This window comes from Klebsiella sp. WP3-W18-ESBL-02, assembly GCF_014168815.1.
GTDB classification, from domain to species: Bacteria; Pseudomonadota; Gammaproteobacteria; order Enterobacterales; family Enterobacteriaceae; genus Kluyvera; species Kluyvera ascorbata_B.
On record NZ_AP021972.1, the window covers coordinates 4,619,745 to 4,641,559 of the forward strand.

A 21,815-nucleotide genomic window follows, 5' to 3' on the forward strand; every position below is an offset into this window, starting at 1 on the left:
GGCCTACAAAGCGAGTAGGCCTGATAAGCGCAGCGCCACAGGGCGCTGCACCTTGAACCAGAATTACGCGTCGAACGGGTCGCGCAGAATCATGGTTTCAGTACGATCCGGGCCGGTTGAAATAATATCAATCGGTACGCCGGTCAGTTCTTCAATACGCTTGATGTAGTTCAACGCTGCCTGCGGCAGGCCGCTACGCTCTTTCACGCCAAAGGTGGTTTCAGACCAGCCCGGCATGGTTTCATAGATTGGTTCAATACCTTCCCAATCATCCGCCGCCAGCGGGGTCGTCGTCACTTCACGGCCGTCCGGCATGCGGTAAGCCACGCAAATTTTCACTTCTTTCAGGCCGTCCAGAACGTCCAGCTTGGTCAGGCAGAAACCAGACAGGGAGTTGATCTGTACAGCGCGACGCACGGCAACGGAGTCCAGCCAGCCGGTACGACGACGACGGCCGGTAGTCGCGCCATATTCGTTACCCTGCTTGCAGAGGAACTCGCCGGTGTCATCAAACAATTCGGTCGGGAACGGACCGGCGCCCACGCGAGTGGAGTAAGCTTTGATGATACCCAGCACGTAGTCAACATAGCGCGGGCCAAGGCCAGAACCGGTTGCTACGCCACCTGCGGTGGTGTTGGAAGAGGTCACGTACGGATAGGTACCGTGGTCGATATCCAGCAGCGTACCCTGCGCGCCTTCGAACATCACGAAGTCACCGCGTTTACGCGCCTGATCCAGCAGGTCGGAAACGTCAACCACCATGCCGGTCAGGATGTCGGCAACGGCCATCACATCGTCCAGCACCTTCTGGTAGTCAACCGCGTCGACTTTATAGAAGTTCACCAGCTGGAAGTTGTGATACTCCATCACTTCTTTCAGTTTTTCAGCGAAAGTCGCTTTATCGAAGAGATCGCCCACACGCAGACCGCGACGAGCCACTTTATCTTCATAAGCTGGGCCGATACCACGACCGGTAGTACCGATAGCCTTAGAACCACGTGCTTTTTCGCGAGCGTTATCCAGCGCGACGTGATAGTCGAGGATTAACGGGCATGCTTCGGAAAGCAGCAGACGTTCGCGAACCGGGATACCACGGTCTTCCAGGCCTTTCATCTCTTTCATCAGCGCAGCCGGAGACAGCACAACACCGTTACCGATGATGCTGGTAACATTCTCACGGAGAATACCTGATGGAATAAGATGGAGGACGGTTTTTTCACCGTTGATTACGAGAGTATGGCCCGCGTTGTGGCCACCCTGATAGCGAACAACATATTTTGCACGCTCAGTCAGAAGATCGACGATCTTCCCTTTACCTTCGTCACCCCATTGGGTGCCCAGTACGACGACGTTGTTTCCCATTTTTCAAAATCACCGATTGCTTAAAAATGGATTCTACCATCGCTTTTTCAGATATACAGCACTTTTTAACCACAAAATGGCGCTTTAACGCTGTCTTTTTAATCAGCCAATCGTTTTCGTCAACATGTAGTAGATGACAACGCCAGCAACCACAAGACCTCCACCAAATCGACGCAACATCGTATCCGGTAATTGGGTCATCGTAGAAATCATCTTGCGCCAGGCCTTCGGATAAAGCATCGGCCCCAGGCCCTCAAGCACTAACACCAGCGCAAGCGCCAGCCAGATCGTCGAATTCATTTTTCATCCTTATAAAAGAAAACCACCGGCTCCCAAAGGAGGCGGTGGTTTTTATCAGGCTACCGCGCGCTTAGCGAGCGGTGGTCCCCGGGTTTTTCATGTAGCGGAAGAAATCGCTATCCGGGCTCAGGACCATCACGTCCTGGTTGCTATCGAAGCTGGCTTCATAAGCGCGCAGGCTACGGATAAAGGCATAGAAGTCCGGATCCTGGCTAAACGCATCGGCGAACAGCTTGGCTGCTTCGGCATCGCCTTCACCACGCAGGATACGACCCTGACGCTCCGCTTCTGCCAGCGTCTTCGTCACTTCATAGTCGGCGGTCGCACGCAGTTTTTCTGCCTCTTCCTGACCCTGAGAACGGTGACGACGGGCAACGGCTTCACGCTCAGCGCGCATACGGTTGTAAATCGCTTCCGAGACTTCGGTCGGCAGGTTGATCTGCTTGATACGCACATCGACCACTTCAATCCCTAACGCCGCCATACTGTTCGGGTTAATGGTTGGCCCTTTGATGTTTGCCTGCTGCTCTACGCGCTCTGCGGCTTCCGCAATCGCGCTATCGGCTGCCGGCGTAGCCACTTCATCTTCCGCGCCGGAAGAACCGGAGTTCAGGGCATCGCGAACTTCCAGGGTCAGACGACCGCGGGAGTCGGTCACGATGTCTTTCACGTCCAGACGACCAATCTCAGAACGCAGACGGTCAGAGAACTTACGTTTCAGCAGCACTTCGGCCTGGGAGACGTCGCCGCCGCCGGTCGCCAGGAAGTAACGGCTGAAGTCGCTGATGCGCCACTTGATGTAAGAGTCGACGATCAGGTCTTTCTTCTCTTTTGTGACGAAACGATCGGCCTGGTTATCCATGGTCTGGATACGGGCATCAAGCATTTTCACCGACTGAATGAACGGCACCTTGAAGTGCAGGCCCGGCTCATAAATCAACGGTTTCTTATCGCTGTCGCGCACCACGCTGCTGAACTGGAACTTAATTCCGCGCTCGCCTTCTTTAACCACAAAGATAGAGGTATACAGCACTACCAGCACGATGATGATAATCGCAATAACTGACTTACGCATCGTTATTCCCCCTGACGCTGGTAGTCGTTACGCTGCGCGTTAGCGCGGCGTTGGTCCATGATATTGCCCTGACTGGCAGACGACGTGTTGCTCGCGCTACTGCTGGAAGAGGACGCAGGCGGCAGGCGCAACAGGTTATTGGCACCACTGCTATCGCTCTTTGCTGCCGGCGCATTGCCGCTTTTCAGCATCTGATCCAACGGCAGTACCATCAGGTTGCCATTCTTATTGTCGCTAACCAGCACTTTGCGGGTATGGCTCAGCACTTTTTCCATGGTCTCGATATACAGACGCTCGCGGGTAATCTGCGGTGCGGCCTTATATTCCGGCAGGATCTTGGCAAAGCGCGCCACTTCACCCTGTGCTTCCAGAACGGTCTGAGTCTTATACGCACGCGCTTCTTCCAGAATACGCTGCGCCTGACCGTTCGCACGCGGCTGCACTTCGTTGGTGTACGCTTCCGCTTCACGGATGTACTGCTGCTCGTTCTCACGTGCGGCAATCGCATCATCGAACGCGGCTTTTACCTCTTCCGGCGGACGAGCGGCCTGGAAGTTGACGTCCAGCAGGGTGATGCCCATGTTGTACGGACGGATGGTCTCTTCCAGCTCGCGCTGGGTATCGCTACGAATAACGGTACGACCTTCGGTCAGAATACGGTCCATGGTGTATTTACCGATGACGCCACGCAGGGCGCTGTCGGTGGCCTGGCGCAGACTGTCGTCGGCGCTGGTCACGCTAAACAGATAGCGCTGCGGATCGGTCACACGGTACTGCACGTTCATTTCAACGCGCACGACGTTTTCGTCGGAAGTCAGCATCACGCCAGACGCGGCCAGTTCGCGTACGGCTTCTACGTTCACCGGCGTCACTTCGTCGATGAAGGTTGGCTTCCAGTTCAGGCCCGGCTCAACCAGGTGGCTGAACTTACCAAAGCGCGTCACAACGCCACGCTCGGCTTCTTTAATGGTATAGAACCCGCTGGCCGCCCAAATGACGACCACGGCAGCCGCTGCAATACCGACAATGCGCCCGCCCATCGGGCTACGTGGCCCTTGAGACGAACCGCTGCCGGAACCGCCTTTACCGCCCCCAAAACCACCGAGCTTTTTGCTCAGCTTACGGAAGATATCATCCAAATCCGGCGGCCCCTGATCGCGACCGCCTTTATTTCCATTCCCCCCGGAGTTGCCGCCTTGATTATTGCTGCTTCCCCACGGGTCGCGGTCTTGTCCGTTATTACCGGGCTGATTCCACGCCATGTTTATGCTCCATATTTGTTATGCGGTGATATACCTTTTCCCAGTCCAGATCATTTGGCTGATAACCGCGACGCCGTCCTGGTTGTCGCGGTCGCGCGGAGGCGACCTGAACCGCTGGGTGCCCAAAGGGCTAATGTTTTCAGGCAAGCTGCACGGTCAGACGACGTAGTCTGCCAGTGTCGGTTCTTGTTTACAGAGGCGACGCCAGTCGACAATCGGCATACGAACCTGCAAATTGACGCAGCCGTCTTCCTCCATCCACTCTTTTTCGATTGCCTGAAGCTGATAAAAGCGGCTACGCAAACGCCCTTCCTGCGGAGGTAAACGCAGCGTGTGCTGCGCCACTTCGCCGGACAGTCGTTCGGTCAACGCCTGAAAAAGGAGTGGTATCCCTACCCCGGTTTGCGCGGACAGCCACACCCGGATAGGTTTGTTCTCTTCATCACGATCGATACGCGGCTCAAAATCATCCAGCATATCGATTTTATTCATCACCAGCAGGGTTGGAATCTCGTGCGCGTCGATCTCTTCGAGAACGGTATTCACTGCATCGATATTTTCCTGCACGCGCACATCCGCTGCGTCAATCACGTGCAGCAGCAGCGTGGCTTCACGGGTTTCCTGCAATGTGGCTTTAAACGCCGCAACCAGGTCGTGCGGCAGGTGACGAATAAAGCCTACGGTATCGGCCAGCACCGTTTCCCCGACATCCGCTACGTCAATACGTCGTAGCGTTGGGTCGAGGGTCGCAAACAGCTGGTCAGCGGCGTAGACCTCCGCCTGCGTAATATGGTTAAACAGCGTCGATTTCCCGGCGTTGGTGTAGCCCACCAGCGATACCGTTGGCACATCGGCCTTCACGCGGGCGCGGCGCCCCTGCTCGCGCTGTTTCTCCACGCGCTCAATGCGCGAGAGGATTTGCATAATACGGTTACGCAGTAAACGACGGTCAGTTTCGAGCTGGGTTTCACCCGGGCCGCGCAAACCGATACCGCCTTTTTGACGTTCAAGGTGCGTCCAACCGCGCACCAGGCGCGTCGCCAGATGGCGAAGCTGCGCCAGCTCAACCTGCAGCTTACCCTCATGGGTACGCGCACGTTGGGCGAAAATGTCTAAGATCAGACCGGTACGATCGATAACCCGGCATTGACACAGGGCTTCAAGGTTACGCTCCTGGGCTGGGCTTAGTGCATGATCAAACAGCACAACGGAAGCACCTGTCGCTTTAACGGCTTCCGCAATTTCGACAGCCTTACCTTCACCAACAAAATATTTTGGGTGCGGCGCTTTACGGCTACCGGTAATCACCTGCATTGCGTCGACACCAGCGGAAGAGACCAGAGATTCAAACTCCTGGAGGTCTTCCATATCTTTGTCTTGCGTAAAATAGATGTGTACCAGCACCGCCTGCTCACCGGCGTCATAACGGTCAAACAAGCGTTATTTCTCCTGAAATACCAGCGGGGAACCCGTATACTCCGGCTCCCCGACATGGATAGACAGCCACCAAACTTATTCGGTTTCTTCGCTGTCTTGCTGTGCAGAACCCTGCGCGTTGCTACCGTGATGGTAGTTGCTACCGGTGCCGCCGCCAGCATTGTTGCTGTGATGGGAAACCGGACGGGACGGAACAACGGTAGAAATTGCGTGCTTATAGACCATCTGACTGACCGTGTTTTTCAACAGGATCACGAACTGATCGAAAGACTCAATTTGCCCTTGCAGCTTAATACCATTCACCAAATAAATAGAAACTGGAACACGTTCCCGACGCAGTGCGTTCAGGAACGGATCTTGTAAAGATTGCCCCTTAGCCATTCTCTCTTTTCCTTATATGCTTATTTGTACTTATACACGTCATCCCTCAAGCCACTTCTGCGTTATCTGCTTTGATTCAGCTCGAACGATGTTGCGTATGAACCTTACGATTCCGAAAATTGCGCACGATACGACTCAATTGTACACATTCAGTCTACACTAGCACCCACTACCTGTAATAGTTGGTTAAACGACTGCTCCGGCTGTTCACTATCTAACCAATGAACCCCTTCCCAACCGCGTAACCACGTCACCTGGCGCTTGGCTAGCTGTCTCGTGGCACAAACTCCTCTATAAACCATTTCATCGTATGAAATCTCGCCTTCGAGGTATGACCACATCTGGCGGTATCCCACGCAACGAATGGAAGGCATATCCGTATGCAAATCTCCACGGGCAAATAGCGCCCGCACTTCTGCTTCAAAACCCGAAGCCAACATCTGATGAAAACGCTGCTCAATGCGCTGATGGAGCAGTTCACGGCTCGCCGGGGCGATGGCGAACTGATGCACCTTGTAGGGCAGAGCGTCTCCTGACGTTTGCGTCAGCTCCGTTAAAGTTTTACCCGAAATGAAAAAAACTTCCAGTGCTCGGGAAAGTCTTTGCGGATCATTCGGATGAATGCGCTCTGCGGCGACGGGGTCAATTTCCCGTAGCTGCTGATGCAGCGCCATCCATCCGTGCTCTGCTGCCTGCTGCTCTATCCTGGCCCGGACGTCCGGGTCTGCCGACGGCAGCGGTGATAAACCTTCAAGCAACGCCTTGAAATACAACATGGTTCCACCGACCAGCAGTGGAATTTTCCCTGCTGCGACGATCTCCGCCATATGCGCCAGCGCATCGCGGCGGAAGTCCGCCGCCGAATAGGCCTGCGCAGGGTCAAGAATATCCAGCAGCCGATGCGGCGCAGCGCGCTGCTCTTCCGCGCTCGGCTTAGCGGTGCCGATGTCCATCCCTCGATAAATGAGGGCGGAATCCACACTAATCAACTCTACGGGCAAAACTTTACGCAGCGCAATGGCCAGCGCCGTCTTGCCCGAAGCGGTTGGCCCCATTAAAAAAATTGCCTTAGGCAGGCTTGCCTCGGTTACGTCACTCATGTCTCAGGGCGTTCATCGCAGAATCTAAATCAACGGGTTGTAACAAACCACCCGGCGGAGCTTTGACCAGCTGCGGGCAAAGACGTTCAACCTCTGCCAGCATCGCGATGGCCTGCGCGGTATTCCACTGCGCGTGGTCGCTTGCCAGATGACGGGCTAACCACTGTGCCACGTCCTCAGCATCAACCTGAGATTTATCCACCAGGTAGCCTATCAGTTCAGGAATCAAGATTTGTAAATTTTGTTGTCGTAAGGGTAAAGGCACCGCGCGAATCGTCACATGCTGCCCTTCAAGCAGGATTTCAATGCCCAACTGACTGAGCATTTCCCGCGTATTTTCAAGGGTTTTACGTTCATTCTCAGCGGTTTTCAGCCGCAGCGGAATCAGCAACGGCTGAGCGCAGATGGTTGCTTCACCCGGCGTTAGCTGAGCCTGACGCAGCCAGCGCTCCGCCACCGGTAATGACAGCAGATTCAGTTTACCGTGACGCTCCAGCAGCGCACAGCAATCGTCAATGATTGCCAGCACGCGGCCAAAGCTCTGAGCATGCCCGGCAAGGTTCTCGGAGGTCGGCTTAACGGGCTCTGGTCGGCTGGCCGGCGTATCAAGCAGTTGGCGATAAAGCGCCCCTTGCTGCTTTTGATAGCCCGGCTGCGCATTCGGCCAGCTTACGCCCGCGCTGCGCCCGCTGCCTCCGGTAGCGGAGGGATAGCGTGGAGCCTCCGGTTCACGCGCCGTCGCGGGCTCGGCAAACTGGTTACGCCCGGCCGCGATGCGGTTTTCCGGCAGCGCGCGCGGGGCGGGCTCATCGTCTTCAGCCAGCGGTAACGGCGCGTCCAACTGCTGTTGCAGCACGCTCAGTACCCCCTGGTAGATAAAATCATGTACCAGCCGCGACTGATGAAAACGAACCTCATGCTTCGCCGGGTGAACGTTGACATCCACCTGGTGCGGATCGATCTCCAGGTACAGCACAAACGCCGGCTGCTGGTCTGCACCGAGCTTGTCTTCGCAGGCCTGACGAATGGCGTGATTAATCAACCGGTCGCGCATCATGCGGCCATTAACGTAGCAATACTGAATCTCCGCCAGCGCCGCGGTGGTATGTTTCGGGTCTGCCACCCAGCCGTGCAGTGCCAGATCGCCGTGCTGCCATTCGATGGCCAGCGCCTGTTCGAGGAACGGCGTACCGCAGATGGCTCCCAGACGACGCTCTTTTGAAGCGCCCTCTGCCACCGCACGATACTGGCGGATCATTTTGCCGTTATGGGTCAGGTTGAAGCTCACATCGAAGCGCGCCAGCGCGATGCGGCGAATGATCTCATCGATATGATTAAATTCGGTTTTTTCGGTGCGCATAAACTTGCGGCGCGCCGGCGTGTTGTAGAACAGATCCAGCACTTCCAGCGTGGTGCCGACCGGATGCGCCGCGGGTTTAACGGTCACATCCTGATCGCGCCCCTCCGCGTAGGCCTGCCAGGCCTCCTGCTGCTGCTCCGTGCGTGAGGTGAGCGTCAGGCGGGATACCGAACTGATACTCGCCAGGGCTTCGCCGCGAAAGCCGAGGCTAATAATGGCTTCCAGATCGTCGAGCGAAGCAATTTTACTGGTGGCATGGCGGGCCAGCGCGAGGGCCAGCTCGTCTTTTTTGATACCGCAGCCGTTATCGCGAATGCGGATAAGCTTGGCCCCACCGCGTTCGATATCCACATCGATGCGGGTGGCGCCCGCATCGAGGCTGTTCTCTACCAGCTCTTTCACTACCGATGCAGGCCGTTCAACCACTTCACCCGCGGCAATCTGGTTCGCAAGCTGCGGCGGTAAAACCTGAATCGGCATGAAAACTCCTTAGTTAACGAGCGTCCTGTCTGATGACGCGGCGCTGGCGGTCTGCGACTGTTCGTCACGCGGGCCGGATTGTATCGGATGCGCCGTAAAATAGTTACGTAAACCGTTATAAATGGCTTCCGCGATCTTCTGCTGATAGTCATCGCTGCCCAACAACTGCTCTTCGCCGCTATTGCTGATAAAGCCGGTCTCGACCAGAATCGACGGGATATCCGGCGAGCGCAGCACACCGAGGCTGGCGTGTTCCGGGCGACGTTTATGCAGATTGCCCACCCGCTGCAGCTGGCTGATGACGTTAGTCGCCACATCATACCCTACGCGCTGGGAATGGCCGAACTGCAGATCCAGCACCGCCTGGCTGAGGTACGGGTCCGCCTGACTGTTCGCCAGCACGTCGCCCGCGCCGCCCAGCAGCTCAGACTGTTTCTCATGCTGCTCCAGCCAGCCCGCCATTTCGCTGTTGGCACGACGGTTAGACAGCACCCACACCGAAGCACCGGTGGCATCCCGGTTCGGCGCGGCATCGGCGTGAATCGACACCAGGAAGTGGGCATTTTGCTTACGCGCCACGTCAGAGCGCCCCATTACCGAAATAAAATAGTCGCCGTCGCGGGTCAGTACGCCACGGAACATCGGGTCGTCGTTAAGCAGCGTCCGCAGCTTACGCGCAATCGCGATAGTGACGTTTTTCTCACGGGTCCCGCCCGGACCAATAGCGCCAGGATCCTGACCACCGTGCCCCGCATCAATAGCGATAATGACCTTGTCGCCGGAAACGCTGCGCGCGCGGGCCGCCGGACGCGGCGCGGGGGCGGTACTGCTGGCTATCGCCGGCTGGCGTTCATGACTGGCGCTGCCGCCGCTGCTGCTGTTAAACGGATTACGCGCGGGTTGACTCGGCACCGGCGCAGGCGTGACGATGGGGGCTTCGACACGCTTAGCCACCACCGGCGGTGGCGGCGGTGGCGGAACATCGGCGTTGATGGTAAACACCACGGTATAGTTAGCGCCGTTTTGCTGTTTCACCGCGCGGGTTTTACCATTTTCAGTGAGATCGACCACCAGCCGCAGCGACTGATCGTCTTTCGGTGTGCCTGCGTGGATCGCTTTGACCAGGTTATTACCGCTGAAGCGCAGCGGCAGCCCCTGAATAACGCCCGTTTGCTTGATGTCGAGCACCACGCTGCGTTTGTCATCCTGGCTAAAATTGTATTCCGGGTCGCCCATAAAGCTAAAGGTGATCCGCGCCTGCGTTTCACTGTTAGCCACCTGAATATCGGACAAACTCGCCGCCATTGCCGGTGCGCCGATCAGCATCAGCGCCGCCATCAACCACCCTTTTGCGCGAAAAATCATCCTGGGATCCCTTAAATTAACCGGCCAACCGCGCCAGAAGAGACTCACCTAATGAGGAGACCGCGGCAATGCGCGCCTCACGCCCTTGCGCCTGGTAATCTAAGTGTATTTCGATATCCGGCTCGGGCAGAACACCTGCGCCCTGTTGCGGCCATTCCACCAGGCAAATGGCATCGTTAGCAAAATAATCGCGGATCCCCATAAATTCGAGCTCCTCAGGATCCGCAAGACGGTAAAGATCGAAGTGATAAACCATCAGGCTATCGAGCTGGTATGGCTCGACCAGCGTGTAGGTCGGGCTTTTGACGTTGCCGCCGTGGCCCAGCGCCTGCAGGAAGCCGCGGCTGAAGGTGGTTTTACCCGCGCCTAAATCGCCGTACAGATAGATGACCGTGGCCCCTGCGCAGGCCTTCGCCACTCGGTTGCCAAGGTCCAGGGTTGCCTGCTCGTCTGGTAAAGGAATTACTCGATTAATCATGGTCTACGTCAATCACATCCGGGTTAACAACACGCCGCAGCGTGGAAAAGAGATCGGTCGCCAGCATTCCGCGGGTACCCTCGCGCGCGGCCAGCCTGTCAGCCGCCGCGCCGTGGGCGATACAGCCCGCGCACGCAGCATCATACGGCGATAAGGCCTGCCCCAGCAATGCGCCGATGATACCCGACAGCACATCGCCCATTCCGCCGCTGGCCATACCGGCGTTACCGGCATCAATGATGCTAAGGGTGCCCTGTTCATCGGCCACCACGGTTCCCGCCCCCTTCAGCACCGCCACGCCACCGTACCGTTGTACCAGACGCTGTGCAGAAAGTAAGCGATCGTTCTCAATTTCTGCCACCGGGCAGTTGAGCAAACGCGCGGCCTCGCCGGGGTGCGGCGTGATCACGCGATTGTGACGTTTATCCGGATTGAATGCCAGCAGGTTCAGCGCATCGGCGTCCCAAAGCATCGGCTTGCGGATGTTTTCCACTTTGCGCAGCGCCTGCTTCCCCCATTCAGCCTGACCCAACCCGGGGCCAATGATCACCACATCCGCCCACGCCAGAGCATCCTCCAGCGACTGCGGCGTCAGTTCGTGCACCATCAGTTCCGGCCGCGCGGTAACGATCGGCGCGACGTTTTCCGCACGGGTCAGCACGCGCACTAACCCCGCGCCTGCCCGCAGCGCGGCTTCACCCGCCATACGGATAGCCCCGCCGGTGCCATGGTCGCCGCCAATCACCACCAGGCGACCGTGATCGCCTTTGTGCGAGGTCGGGCGGCGCGGGGGCAGCCACTGTGCCAGCTGTGAGGCATCCAGTCGGTGAATAGCGGTAGGATGTTCTGCCAGCCAGGACTCTAATCCCAGCGCATGGTGATGCAGCGTTCCGACCACATCACGCGCTTTGCCGGTCAGTAGCCCCGGCTTCAGGGCAATAAAGGTGACGGTATGCGCCGCGTGGATAACCGCGCCCGGCGTCGTACCGGTCTGGGCGTTAAGTCCAGAGGGAATATCCAGCGCGATAATCGGTGCCGGGTAACGATTCGCCCGCGCGATCGGGCTGGCCATGTCATCGCGCGGCGCATTCTGCAGGCCGGTTCCCAGCAGGCCGTCAATGATCAGATCGCCATCCTGCGGCCACGGCATGTCCGTCGACTGAATGACGCCGTCGGCCTCAAGCCAGGCCGCGCGTGCGGTATGCGCCTCTTCCGGCAGCGGCTTGTCGCTTACCTGCGCCAGCAGCGTGACGCGAATACCTGCCGCCTGCGCAAGGTGTGCCACCACATAGCCATCGCCGCCGTTATTACCGTGACCGCAGAGAATCAGCCAGTGGCGTGACGCAGGGTATGCCGCACGAGCCACATCGAATGCCGCCTTACCGGCACGCTGCATGAGTTCGTAGAGGGAGATGCCAAGGCTTTGCGCCGCCGTTTTTTCCGCACGACGCAGCGCATCCGCAGGCCAAATGGAGTGTGGTATACTGTGGAGGTTTCTTGTCAATGTATGGTCCGTCATGTCACAGCCCCTCGATCTCAATCAATTAGCGCAACAAATCAAACAATGGGGCACTGAACTGGGCTTTCAGCAGGTCGGCATTACCGATACCGATCTCAGCGCCTCCGAGCCCAAGCTACAGGCATGGCTGGATAAACAATACCACGGCGAGATGGAATGGATGGCACGTCACGGCATGATGCGTGCGCGCCCCCACGAACTGCAGCCCGGAACGCTCCGGGTGATTAGCGTTCGTATGAACTACCTTCCCGCCAATGCGGCCTTTGCCCGCACGCTAAAAAACCCCGAGCTGGGTTACGTCAGCCGTTATGCCCTGGGGCGTGATTATCATAAGCTATTGCGTAACCGCCTTAAAAAGCTCGGCGAAATGATTCAGGAACAGTGCGTCTCGCTGAATTTTAGACCGTTTGTCGACTCTGCGCCTATTCTTGAGCGGCCATTGGCGGAAAAAGCGGGTATTGGCTGGACAGGTAAGCACTCACTTATCCTTAACCGCGACGCAGGATCGTTCTTTTTTCTCGGCGAACTGCTGATTGATATCCCCCTGCCCATCGACCAACCCGTCGCCGAGGAGTGCGGGCGCTGCGTCGCCTGTATGACCATCTGCCCCACCGGTGCCATCGTAGAGCCCTATACCGTCGATGCGCGTCGCTGTATCTCTTACCTGACGATTGAGCTGGAAGGCGCTATTCCCGAAGAATTTCGGCCGCTGCTCGGCAACCGCATCTACGGCTGCGACGACTGTCAGCTGATCTGCCCGTGGAACCGCTTCTCTCAGCTCACCGACGAAGCCGACTTCAGCCCGCGTCAGGCGCTCCACGCCCCAGACCTTATTGAACTGTTTGCCTGGAACGAAGCCCATTTTCTGAAAGTGACAGAAGGGTCCGCCATTCGCCGCATTGGCCACCTGCGCTGGCTGCGAAATATTGCCGTTGCGCTGGGCAATGCACCGTGGAACGAAGCCGCGCTCAATGCGCTGGAAAGTCGCCGAGGTGAGCACCCACTTCTCGACGAACACATTACGTGGGCGGTTGCGCAGCAGCTTGCCCGGCGAAAAGAGGGGGCCGTAGAGGTCCAGCTACCGAAGAAACAGCGCCTGGTCAGGGTGGTAGAAAAAGGCCTGCCGCGCGATGCCTGATATATTCACAGCCTGTGAGTAAAAATAAAAAGGCATTGCGTTTCAACACGCCAAAGTTCGTCAAGCGATCTTGCTAACATTTTGAAATGATATATCTCTTTATAAATCATAGAGATAAAAAATAATGTAAAAATCTCAAAAAAGTTAGCGTGCGAAGAAACGGACGACAGCCTGTGGATAAGTCTGTTTACAAGAGTATTTCAGGAACGAAAAAAACGACCTCAACGGCGATTGCGTTGTGGAAGTGATTTTGTTTTGGAAGAAAATTTGGAGCGGGAAACGAGACTCGAACTCGCGACCCCGACCTTGGCAAGGTCGTGCTCTACCAACTGAGCTATTCCCGCTTGGGTGTGTCTACTGCTTTCAAATTTTGGAGCGGGAAACGAGACTCGAACTCGCGACCCCGACCTTGGCAAGGTCGTGCTCTACCAACTGAGCTATTCCCGCTTGGGTATGTCGACTACTACTGCTTTCAAATTTTTGGAGCGGGAAACGAGACTCGAACTCGCGACCCCGACCTTGGCAAGGTCGTGCTCTACCAACTGAGCTATTCCCGCAAAATCTGGCAATTTTTGTTGCTGTCGTAATTCGCATTTCTGCTTCGTTACGGGAGGCGCATTATACGAGAATTCTTTTCTCCTGCAACCCCCCCTGAAGCGATTTTTTAAAAATTTCGTTCAACTGCTGGATAAATCGGCAGGTTGATTACTTTAACGCCGATTCATTCTCATTTCACCTTAAAGTTGAATAAAATGCTCGCGATAGTAAGCCAGTTCCGCTACCGACTCGCGGATGTCGTCCATCGCCTGGTGCGTACCCTGTTTTTTAAAGCCCGGCAGAATTTCCGGCTTCCAGCGACGCGCCAACTCTTTCAGAGTGCTGACATCCAGATAGCGATAATGGAAGTAGGATTCCAGTTCCGGCATATATTTAAACAGGAAACGGCGGTCCTGGCCGATGCTATTACCGCAAATGGGTGACTTGCCTGCCGGCACCCACTGCTTGAGAAATTCCAGCGTCGCCAACTCGGCTTCGCGATCGCCCATAGTACTCGCCTTCACGCGCTCTACCAGGCCGCTGCCGGTGTGGGTACGCACGTTCCAGTCATCCATCAGCGCCAGCTGCGCGTCGGATTGGTGAACGGCAATGGTCGGCCCTTCTGCCAGAATATTCAGCTGTGCATCGGTCACCAGCGTGGCGATTTCAATAATGCGATCGCGCTCGGGATCCAGACCCGTCATCTCCAGATCGATCCAAATCAGGTTGTTTTCATCTGCACTCATGCTATTTTCCACCCTTCTTGTCATACCTGCCGCGGTAGGTTAACTAGTATTAATTAGCGTGTATCATAGAGGTTTTGCCCGACATGGGCGACCAGGAGCCAGCACGATTGAGTAAAAATAAACTCTCCAAAGGTCAGCAGCGCCGCGTTAAGGCCAACCACCAGCGCCGCCTCACGACGGCCGCGGAGAAGCCAGATTACGACGATAACCTGTTTGGCGAAGCCGCCGAAGGTATCGTCATCAGCCGCTTTGGTATGCATGCCGACGTGGAGTCCGCCGATGGCGAAACCCACCGCTGCAACATTCGCCGCACCATCCGTTCGCTGGTCACCGGCGACCGCGTCGTCTGGCGTCCGGGTAAAGCCGCCGCAGAAGGCGTCAACGTCAAAGGGATTGTCGAAGCGGTGCACGAGCGCACCTCGGTACTGACCCGCCCGGATTTCTACGACGGCGTGAAGCCGATCGCAGCCAATATCGATCAAATCGTTATTGTCTCGGCCATTTTACCCGAGCTCTCGCTGAACATTATCGACCGCTATCTCGTCGCCTGCGAAACGCTCAACGTTGAGCCGCTGCTGGTGCTGAATAAAATCGACCTGCTGGACGATGAAGGCATGGCGTTCGTCAACGAGCAGATGGATATCTATCGTAAGATTGGCTATACCGTCCTGATGGCGTCCAGCCATACCCAGGATGGCTTAAAGCCGTTGGAAGAAGCCCTGACCAACCGCATCAGCATCTTTGCCGGGCAGTCCGGGGTGGGCAAGTCCAGCCTGCTGAATGCCCTGCTGGGGCTGAACGATGACCGTATTCTGACTAACGACGTTTCCGACGTCTCCGGCCTGGGTCAGCACACCACTACGGCGGCGCGCCTGTATCACTTCCCGCACGGCGGCGACGTGATCGACTCCCCCGGCGTGCGTGAGTTTGGCCTGTGGCACCTCGACCCGGAACAAATCACCAACGGGTTTGTCGAATTCCATGACTACCTTGGTCATTGCAAATATCGCGACTGCAAGCACGACACAGACCCGGGCTGCGCCATCCGTGCGGCCGTAGAGGAAGGAAAGATCGCCGAGACGCGTTTTGAAAATTATCACCGCATTCTGGAAACCATGGCGCAGGTAAAAACGCGTAAAAACTTTTCAGACATAGATAATTGAGAACTATGATTTTGCCGACTGACATTTTCGTCAACACTCGCTAGAATCGGCCGCTTTTCTTGAAAGATCCAACGCCTGGCGTTGGATCAGGATCGACACATAATGGCCTGGAGGCTACCTTGTTAAACTCGTTTAAACTTTCACTGCAATACATTCTGCCTAAACTGTGGCTTACGCGTCTCGCAGGCTGGGGTGCGAGCAAACGAGCGGGATGGCTGACCAAACTGGTTATCGATCTGTTCGTGAAGTTCTACAAGGTGGATATGAAAGAGGCGCAGAAGCCGGATACCGCCAGCTATCGCACCTTTAACGATTTCTTCGTTCGCCCGCTGCGTGAAGATGTCCGCACGATCAACACCGACCCAAGCGTGCTGGTGATGCCGGCCGACGGCGCCATCAGCCAGTTGGGTGCGATTGAAGGCGACAAAATTCTGCAGGCGAAAGGCCACGACTACACGCTGGAAGCGCTGCTGGCCGGTAACTACATCATGGCCGACCTGTTCCGTAACGGCACGTTTGCCACCACCTACCTGTCGCCGCGTGACTACCACCGCGTCCACATGCCGTGCAACGGTATCCTGCGTGAAATGATCTACGTACCGGGCGATCTGTTCTCTGTGAACCACCTGACCGCGCAGAACGTACCGAATCTGTTTGCCCGCAACGAACGCGTTATCTGCCTGTTCGATACCGAATTTGGCCCGATGGCGCAGATTCTGGTCGGCGCGACGATCGTCGGCAGCATCGAAACCGTCTGGTCCGGCACCGTGACCCCGCCGCGTGACGGCATCATCAAGCGCTGGACCTATCCAGCGGGCGATCGGGAAGGCTCCATCGCGCTGCTCAAAGGCCAGGAAATGGGTCGCTTCAAGCTGGGCTCAACGGTGATTAACCTGTTCGCGCCGGGCAAAGTGACGCTGGTTGAACATCTGCAAAACCTCTCCGTCACCCGTCTGGGTGAGCCGCTGGCCGTTTCGACCGAAGCCGTCGCTGAGCCCGCCGCTGAGGTGGTCGCTGAGCCAGTCGTCGAAACGGTGGTTGAGCAGGACGTTGTGCCGCAGGCCGACGATACGCAAGAAAAAAGCTAATTACTGAATAAGGGTCTGACGTGCGCCTGATTATCACTTTACTGATGGCCTGGTGCCTCAGCCAGGGGGCGTACGCAGCGACGGCCCCCAACGCCCGGCAAATTGCCCAGGAATTAGAACAGGCGAAGGCGGCTAAGCCCGCCCAGCCTGAAACCGTCGAGGCGCTGCAAAGCGCCCTCACCGCGCTTGAAGAGCAAAAAGGCTCGCGCGAGCGGGCCGCGCAGTACCAGCAGGTTATCGACAACTTTCCCAAGCTCTCCCAGACGCTTCGCAATCAGCTCAACAACCTGCGCGATGACCCGCGCCAGGTGCCGGAAGGCATCACCACCGACGCGCTGAATCAGGAAATTTTACAGATCAGCAGCCAGTTGCTGGAGAAGAGCCGTCTGGCCCAGCAGGAGCAGGAACGCGCCCGCGATATCGCCGACTCCCTAAACCAGCTGCCGCAACAGCAGACCGACGCACGCCGTCAGTTGAACGATGTGGAGCGCCGTATGGGGACGCAGACCGGCAATACGCCGCTGGCGCAAGCGCAAGCCCTTAGCCTGCAGGCCGACGCCAGCAAGCTTAAAGCGCTGGTCGATGAACTGGAGCTGGCGCAGCTGTCCGCCAACAACCGCCAGGAACTCGCGCGAATGCGCTCCGAGCTCGCACAGAAGCAAAGCGAGCAGCTCGATGCTTATCTGCAGGCGCTACGTAACCAGCTCAACAGCCAGCGCCAGCGTGAAGCCGAGCGCGCGCTGGAAAGCACCGAACTGCTGGCGGAAAACAGCGAAAATCTGCCAGCCGGTATCGTGGAGCAATTCAGAATTAACCGCGAGCTGTCGCAGGCGCTGAACCAGCAGGCCCAGCGAATGGACCTGGTCGCCTCTCAGCAACGCCAGGCCGCTAACCAGACGCTACAGGTGCGTCAGGCGCTGAACACGCTGCGCGAGCAGTCTCAATGGCTGGGCTCATCAAACCTGCTGGGCGAAGCCCTGCGCGCGCAGGTCGCCAGGCTGCCAGAGATGCCTAAACCTCAGCAGCTCGATACGGAAATGGCGCAGCTGCGTGTCCACCGCCTGCGCTACGAGGATCTCCTTAACAAACAGCCGCAGCTGCGGCAAATTCGCCAGGCCGATGGTCAGCCGCTGACCACTGAAGAAAACCGTATTCTCGAAGCCCAGCTGCGGACCCAGCGCGAGCTGCTGAACTCGTTGCTTCAGGGCGGAGATACGCTGATTCTCGAACTGACCAAGCTGAAAGTCTCCAACAGCCAGTTGGAAGACGCGCTGAAAGAGGTCAACGAAGCCACCCACCGCTATCTGTTCTGGACCTCCGACGTCCGCCCGATCGATTTCAACTGGCCGCTTGAAATCGCGCAGGACCTGCGGCGTCTGATTTCACTGGATACCTTCAGCCAGTTAGGCAAAGCCAGCATGATGATGCTCACCAGCCGTCAGACGCTGATCCCACTGTTTGCCGCGCTGCTGCTGGTTGGCTTTAGTATCAGCTCCAGAAAGCACTTCACGCGTTTCCTCGAGCGCTCCAGCGCCCGCGTCGGGAAAGTCACTCAGGACCATTTCTGGCTGACCATGCGCACGGTATTCTGGTCGATTCTGGTCGCCTCGCCGCTGCCGGTGCTGTGGGCTACGCTCGGCTACGGCCTTCAGGAGGCGTGGCCCTATCCGCTCGCCGTAGCGATTGGCGACGGCGTCACCGCCACCGTCCCGCTGCTGTGGGTTGTCATGATCTGCGCCGCCTTTGCCCGCACCAACGGCCTGTTTATCGTGCACTTTGGCTGGCCACAGCACCGCGTCGCGCGCGCTATGCGCTACTACCTGATGAGCATCGGCTTTATCGTGCCGCTGATTATGGCGCTGATCATGTTCGATAATCTCAACGATCGTGAATTCTCCGCATCGCTCGGCAGGCTGTGTTTTATCTTGATCTGCGGCGCGCTGGCGATCGTCACGCTGAGCCTCAAGCGCGCCGGAATTCCACTGTATCTCGACAAAGAAGGCAGCGGCGAAAACCGTATCAACCTGCTGCTGTGGAACCTGATGATCGGCGCCCCGCTGGTCGCCATTTTCGCCGCCGCCGTAGGCTATCTGGCAACCGCTCAGGCTCTGCTGGCGCGACTGGAAACCTCGGTCGCTATCTGGTTCCTGCTGCTGGTCATTTATCACGTCATCCGCCGCTGGATGCTGATTCAGCGCCGTCGTCTGGCCTTTGATCGTGCTAAGCACAAGCGCGCGGAGATGCTGGCGCACCGCGCCCGTGGGGAAGAAGAACCGCATGCAACCAGCCTCGAAGGATCGGCCGAGATGGAGGTGAGCGAAGTCAACCTCGATACCATCAGCGAACAGTCGCTGCGCCTGGTACGCTCGATTCTGATGCTGGTTGCGCTGGTCTCGGTCATTATCCTGTGGTCTGAAATCCACTCGGCGTTTGGCTTCCTGGAAAATATTTCGCTGTGGGACGTTACCTCAACGGTACAAGGCGTAGAGAGCATTGAGCCGATCACTCTGGGCGCCGTGCTGATTGCCATTCTGGTGCTTATCATCACGACTCAGCTGGTGCGCAATCTGCCAGCGCTGCTGGAACTGGCTATTTTGCAACACCTGTCGCTGACGCCGGGCACCGGCTACGCTATTACCACCATCACCAAGTATATTCTGATGATGATTGGCGGCCTGATGGGCTTCTCGCTGCTGGGAATCGAATGGTCGAAACTACAGTGGCTGGTCGCCGCGCTCGGTGTCGGTCTCGGCTTTGGCTTACAGGAGATCTTTGCCAACTTTATCTCCGGCCTGATCATCCTGTTTGAGAAACCGATTCGTATCGGCGACACGGTGACGATTCGTGATTTAACCGGCAGCGTCACGCGTATTAACACCCGCGCCACCACCATCAGTGACTGGGATCGCAAAGAGATTATCGTGCCGAACAAGGCCTTTATCACCGAACAGTTCATCAACTGGTCGCTGTCGGATTCGGTAACTCGCGTGGTGCTAAGCATCCCTGCGCCGTCGGACGCCAACAGTGAGGAGGTAGCACAGATTCTGCTAACCGCCGCGCACCGCTGTTCATTGGTGATTGATACACCTGCGCCAGAAGCGTTCCTTGTGGATTTACAGCAGGGAATTCAGATTTTCGAGCTGCGTATCTACGCCGCCGAGATGGGCCACCGCATGCCGCTGCGCCACGAGCTGCATCAGCTGATTCTGGCAGGCTTCCGCGAGCACGGTATTGATATGCCGTTCCCACCGTTCCAGATGCGTCTGGAGAGCATGAACGGCAAGAAGTCATCGACCACTCTGACCTCCACTGGCCGCGCTAGCCGCAAGCCGGGAAGCTTGTAACAGCGGGTTCAGTCTCCCCCTCTCCCTTTTTAAGGGTGAGGGGGCCATTAGGTGCTTATTCGCTGGTTGGGCATTCCGCCAGGCTCGGCTGGCCGTTCACGCGGCGGCTATAGCGCTCATAGATACTCATCGCCAGCAGCGAGAAGAAGATTGGCCCGCCAATCATCCACAGCGCGCTGCTCCAGTCTCCGGCTTCGATTACCGGCTGAATAACGGTAAACAGGTTCGCAAAGCTCACCACCAGGACCACCACGGTCGTGGCCAGCAGGGTCGACAGCCGGGTTTTGAAAATCACGAACGGGCGTTCGAGATCGGCCCTGGCTTTAAAGAAAGGGAAGGCCAGCGCCAGGAACAGATACGGCAGGGTCATCGAGACATTCGCCATCAGCGTCAGCTTGTTGTAAAACGCCGAGGCAGTATCACCGCCGAACGACACCAGCAGGATGAACAGGCTCACCAGCGCGCACTGCATCCACATCGCCGTTGACGGCATCCCGTTTTCGTTCAGGCGAGTCATGGACGCCGGCCACAGCGCCTTCGGTGTGCCCTGAATAATCGCCTTCAACGGCGAATAGCTCAGCGTAAAGAACGCACCGGTATAGGCGAGAAACATCGACAGGCCGGTAATACGGGCAAACCATACCCCCACGGCAGCCGCCGCTTCCGGCGACAGGTTCAGCGCCTGACCCAGCGTTGAGCCAAGGCTGGTCATCAGCACGTAGGTAATGTTGCCAAGGTTCACCGAGCGGTCGCTGAGAATTTGCTGCCAGTTAGTGCTTACGCCCCACAGGAAAATCGCCAGCGAATAGCCAATCGAAATGACGATCGCGGCGAAGACAATGCCTTTTGCGAAGTTCTTTTCCGGTTTATCGGTTTTATCCACCAGCCCGCCAACGGCTTCAATACCGCCGTACGCGAAAATAGCAAACACCACAAACGACAATACCGCCAGACCGGATTGATAGCCCGGGTGAGGTGACGCGGTAAAATTCAGCGGCTGAGCGAACTGGCCGCCGTTTAATAACAAAATCGCGATACTGACGCACAGTAAAACGAGATTCAGGCACATCACGGCAATACCGCCAACGGCGGTAATACGCGCGATTTTATTAATCCCTTTCGCCGCAATCGTGGTCACCAGCACCATCCATACCACCGCCAACAGCCCGACCACCTGCGTCGACTGCAGGCCGGCCATGCTCCAGCGCTGCGTCATATCCGCACCAAACAGGAAGGTTGAAAACGGCACCCACACTTTTGCTGAGGTGCTGACCATCCAGATAACGTACGAAGAGAACCACATAAACGTGCCGATAAAGGCGTAACGCGGCCCGACGCTGTTATTCATCCAGGAATAAATGCCGCCCTCTTCTTTGCGATAGGCGGAGCCCATTTCAGCCATCATTAAGGCAAATGGAATGAAGAATAATAAGGCGGAAAAAATATACCAGGCGATCGCGCTATAGCCCATCAGATAAAACGCCGACGGACTATTAGCGAAACCAAAAACTGAAGTAAATATCATCAGGATGAGGCCCATCAGGCTCATCTTTTTTATTGATTGGGTCATGTAACCTTCCCTAACTCTGAATCGTTTTTCCCGTCGACAGGACAGCGCGCTGCGAGCTCGTCAGCGACAAGGCAGCGGAAAATCGACGCGTAGAAATGCGGGCCGGATGA

At 57.0% G+C, this 21,815-nt stretch carries 17 protein-coding genes and 3 tRNA genes; 4 read left to right on the forward strand and 16 right to left on the reverse strand.

Annotated features, from left to right (window positions below):
• Positions 1-63 precede the first annotated feature (63 nt).
• From purA to nnr, 11 genes are all read right to left on the reverse strand, one after another.
• Positions 64-1,362, reverse strand: a complete 1,299-nt coding sequence (gene purA / locus H7R56_RS22255) for an adenylosuccinate synthase (RefSeq protein ID WP_106927457.1) — start codon at positions 1,360-1,362, stop codon at positions 64-66.
• A 102-nt stretch (positions 1,363-1,464) separates the two neighbouring features.
• Positions 1,465-1,662 (reverse strand): DUF2065 domain-containing protein, encoded by a 198-nt coding sequence (locus H7R56_RS22260; protein WP_064546860.1) that lies wholly within the window; start codon positions 1,660-1,662, stop codon positions 1,465-1,467.
• Between the two features lie 70 nt (positions 1,663-1,732).
• Entirely contained in the window at positions 1,733-2,737 is a 1,005-nt protein-coding gene (gene hflC / locus H7R56_RS22265; RefSeq protein ID WP_106927455.1) for a protease modulator HflC, read from the reverse strand.
• Positions 2,738-2,739: 2 nt separating this feature from the next.
• A complete protein-coding gene (gene hflK / locus H7R56_RS22270; protein ID WP_106927453.1) occupies positions 2,740-3,999 on the reverse strand; it encodes an FtsH protease activity modulator HflK in 1,260 nt (419 codons plus the stop codon).
• Between the two features lie 156 nt (positions 4,000-4,155).
• Positions 4,156-5,436 carry a ribosome rescue GTPase HflX gene (hflX, locus tag H7R56_RS22275; RefSeq protein ID WP_106927451.1) on the reverse strand — a complete coding sequence of 427 codons (1,281 nt, stop codon included), beginning with the start codon at positions 5,434-5,436 and terminating at the stop codon, positions 4,156-4,158.
• A gap of 75 nt (positions 5,437-5,511) precedes the next feature.
• On the reverse strand, positions 5,512-5,817 hold the full coding sequence (hfq, locus tag H7R56_RS22280) for an RNA chaperone Hfq (protein ID WP_052284691.1): 306 nt from the start codon (positions 5,815-5,817) through the stop codon (positions 5,512-5,514).
• Positions 5,818-5,966: 149 nt separating this feature from the next.
• Positions 5,967-6,917, reverse strand: coding sequence for a tRNA (adenosine(37)-N6)-dimethylallyltransferase MiaA (gene miaA, locus H7R56_RS22285; RefSeq protein ID WP_106927449.1), 951 nt, complete (start codon positions 6,915-6,917; stop codon positions 5,967-5,969).
• On the reverse strand, positions 6,910-8,757 hold the full coding sequence (gene mutL / locus H7R56_RS22290; RefSeq protein ID WP_106927447.1) for a DNA mismatch repair endonuclease MutL: 1,848 nt from the start codon (positions 8,755-8,757) through the stop codon (positions 6,910-6,912). Before mutL ends, miaA begins: the two co-directional genes overlap by 8 nt.
• A 9-nt stretch (positions 8,758-8,766) precedes the next feature.
• A complete protein-coding gene (gene amiB / locus H7R56_RS22295; protein ID WP_106927445.1) occupies positions 8,767-10,122 on the reverse strand; it encodes an N-acetylmuramoyl-L-alanine amidase AmiB in 1,356 nt (451 codons plus the stop codon).
• A gap of 16 nt (positions 10,123-10,138) precedes the next feature.
• The gene (gene tsaE / locus H7R56_RS22300; protein WP_106927443.1) at positions 10,139-10,600 is read right to left on the reverse strand and encodes a tRNA (adenosine(37)-N6)-threonylcarbamoyltransferase complex ATPase subunit type 1 TsaE; all 462 of its coding nucleotides are present in this window, start codon (positions 10,598-10,600) and stop codon (positions 10,139-10,141) included.
• On the reverse strand, positions 10,593-12,104 hold the full coding sequence (nnr, locus tag H7R56_RS22305) for a bifunctional ADP-dependent NAD(P)H-hydrate dehydratase/NAD(P)H-hydrate epimerase (protein WP_182928422.1): 1,512 nt from the start codon (positions 12,102-12,104) through the stop codon (positions 10,593-10,595). The genes tsaE and nnr overlap by 8 nt, the downstream gene beginning before the upstream one ends.
• A gap of 13 nt (positions 12,105-12,117) precedes the next feature.
• Here nnr and queG point away from each other — a divergent pair, with 13 nt between their 5' ends.
• Positions 12,118-13,257 (forward strand): tRNA epoxyqueuosine(34) reductase QueG, encoded by a 1,140-nt coding sequence (queG, locus tag H7R56_RS22310; protein ID WP_106927439.1) that lies wholly within the window; start codon positions 12,118-12,120, stop codon positions 13,255-13,257.
• A 268-nt stretch (positions 13,258-13,525) separates the two neighbouring features.
• Here the strand turns inward: queG and H7R56_RS22315 are convergent.
• The 4 genes from H7R56_RS22315 to orn all read right to left on the reverse strand — a co-directional run bounded on the left by H7R56_RS22315 (position 13,526) and on the right by orn (position 14,540).
• Positions 13,526-13,601: transfer RNA gene (locus H7R56_RS22315), tRNA-Gly, on the reverse strand.
• A 27-nt stretch (positions 13,602-13,628) separates the two neighbouring features.
• A tRNA-Gly gene (locus tag H7R56_RS22320) sits at positions 13,629-13,704 on the reverse strand.
• A gap of 34 nt (positions 13,705-13,738) precedes the next feature.
• Positions 13,739-13,814 (reverse strand) — tRNA-Gly (locus tag H7R56_RS22325).
• A 180-nt stretch (positions 13,815-13,994) separates the two neighbouring features.
• Positions 13,995-14,540, reverse strand: coding sequence for an oligoribonuclease (orn, locus tag H7R56_RS22330; RefSeq protein ID WP_106927437.1), 546 nt, complete (start codon positions 14,538-14,540; stop codon positions 13,995-13,997).
• Positions 14,541-14,647: 107 nt separating this feature from the next.
• Here orn and rsgA point away from each other — a divergent pair, with 107 nt between their 5' ends.
• The 3 genes from rsgA (at position 14,648) to mscM (ending at position 20,135) form a co-directional block, all read left to right on the forward strand.
• Positions 14,648-15,703 carry a small ribosomal subunit biogenesis GTPase RsgA gene (rsgA, locus tag H7R56_RS22335; protein ID WP_181358009.1) on the forward strand — a complete coding sequence of 352 codons (1,056 nt, stop codon included), beginning with the start codon at positions 14,648-14,650 and terminating at the stop codon, positions 15,701-15,703.
• A gap of 119 nt (positions 15,704-15,822) precedes the next feature.
• Positions 15,823-16,791 carry an archaetidylserine decarboxylase gene (gene asd / locus H7R56_RS22340; RefSeq protein WP_106927434.1) on the forward strand — a complete coding sequence of 323 codons (969 nt, stop codon included), beginning with the start codon at positions 15,823-15,825 and terminating at the stop codon, positions 16,789-16,791.
• A 20-nt stretch (positions 16,792-16,811) separates the two neighbouring features.
• Entirely contained in the window at positions 16,812-20,135 is a 3,324-nt protein-coding gene (gene mscM, locus H7R56_RS22345; RefSeq protein ID WP_106927432.1) for a miniconductance mechanosensitive channel MscM, read from the forward strand.
• A gap of 55 nt (positions 20,136-20,190) precedes the next feature.
• Here mscM and yjeM read toward each other — a convergent pair whose 3' ends face one another.
• Entirely contained in the window at positions 20,191-21,705 is a 1,515-nt protein-coding gene (gene yjeM / locus H7R56_RS22350; protein WP_106927430.1) for a glutamate/gamma-aminobutyrate family transporter YjeM, read from the reverse strand.
• Positions 21,706-21,815 lie beyond the last annotated feature (110 nt).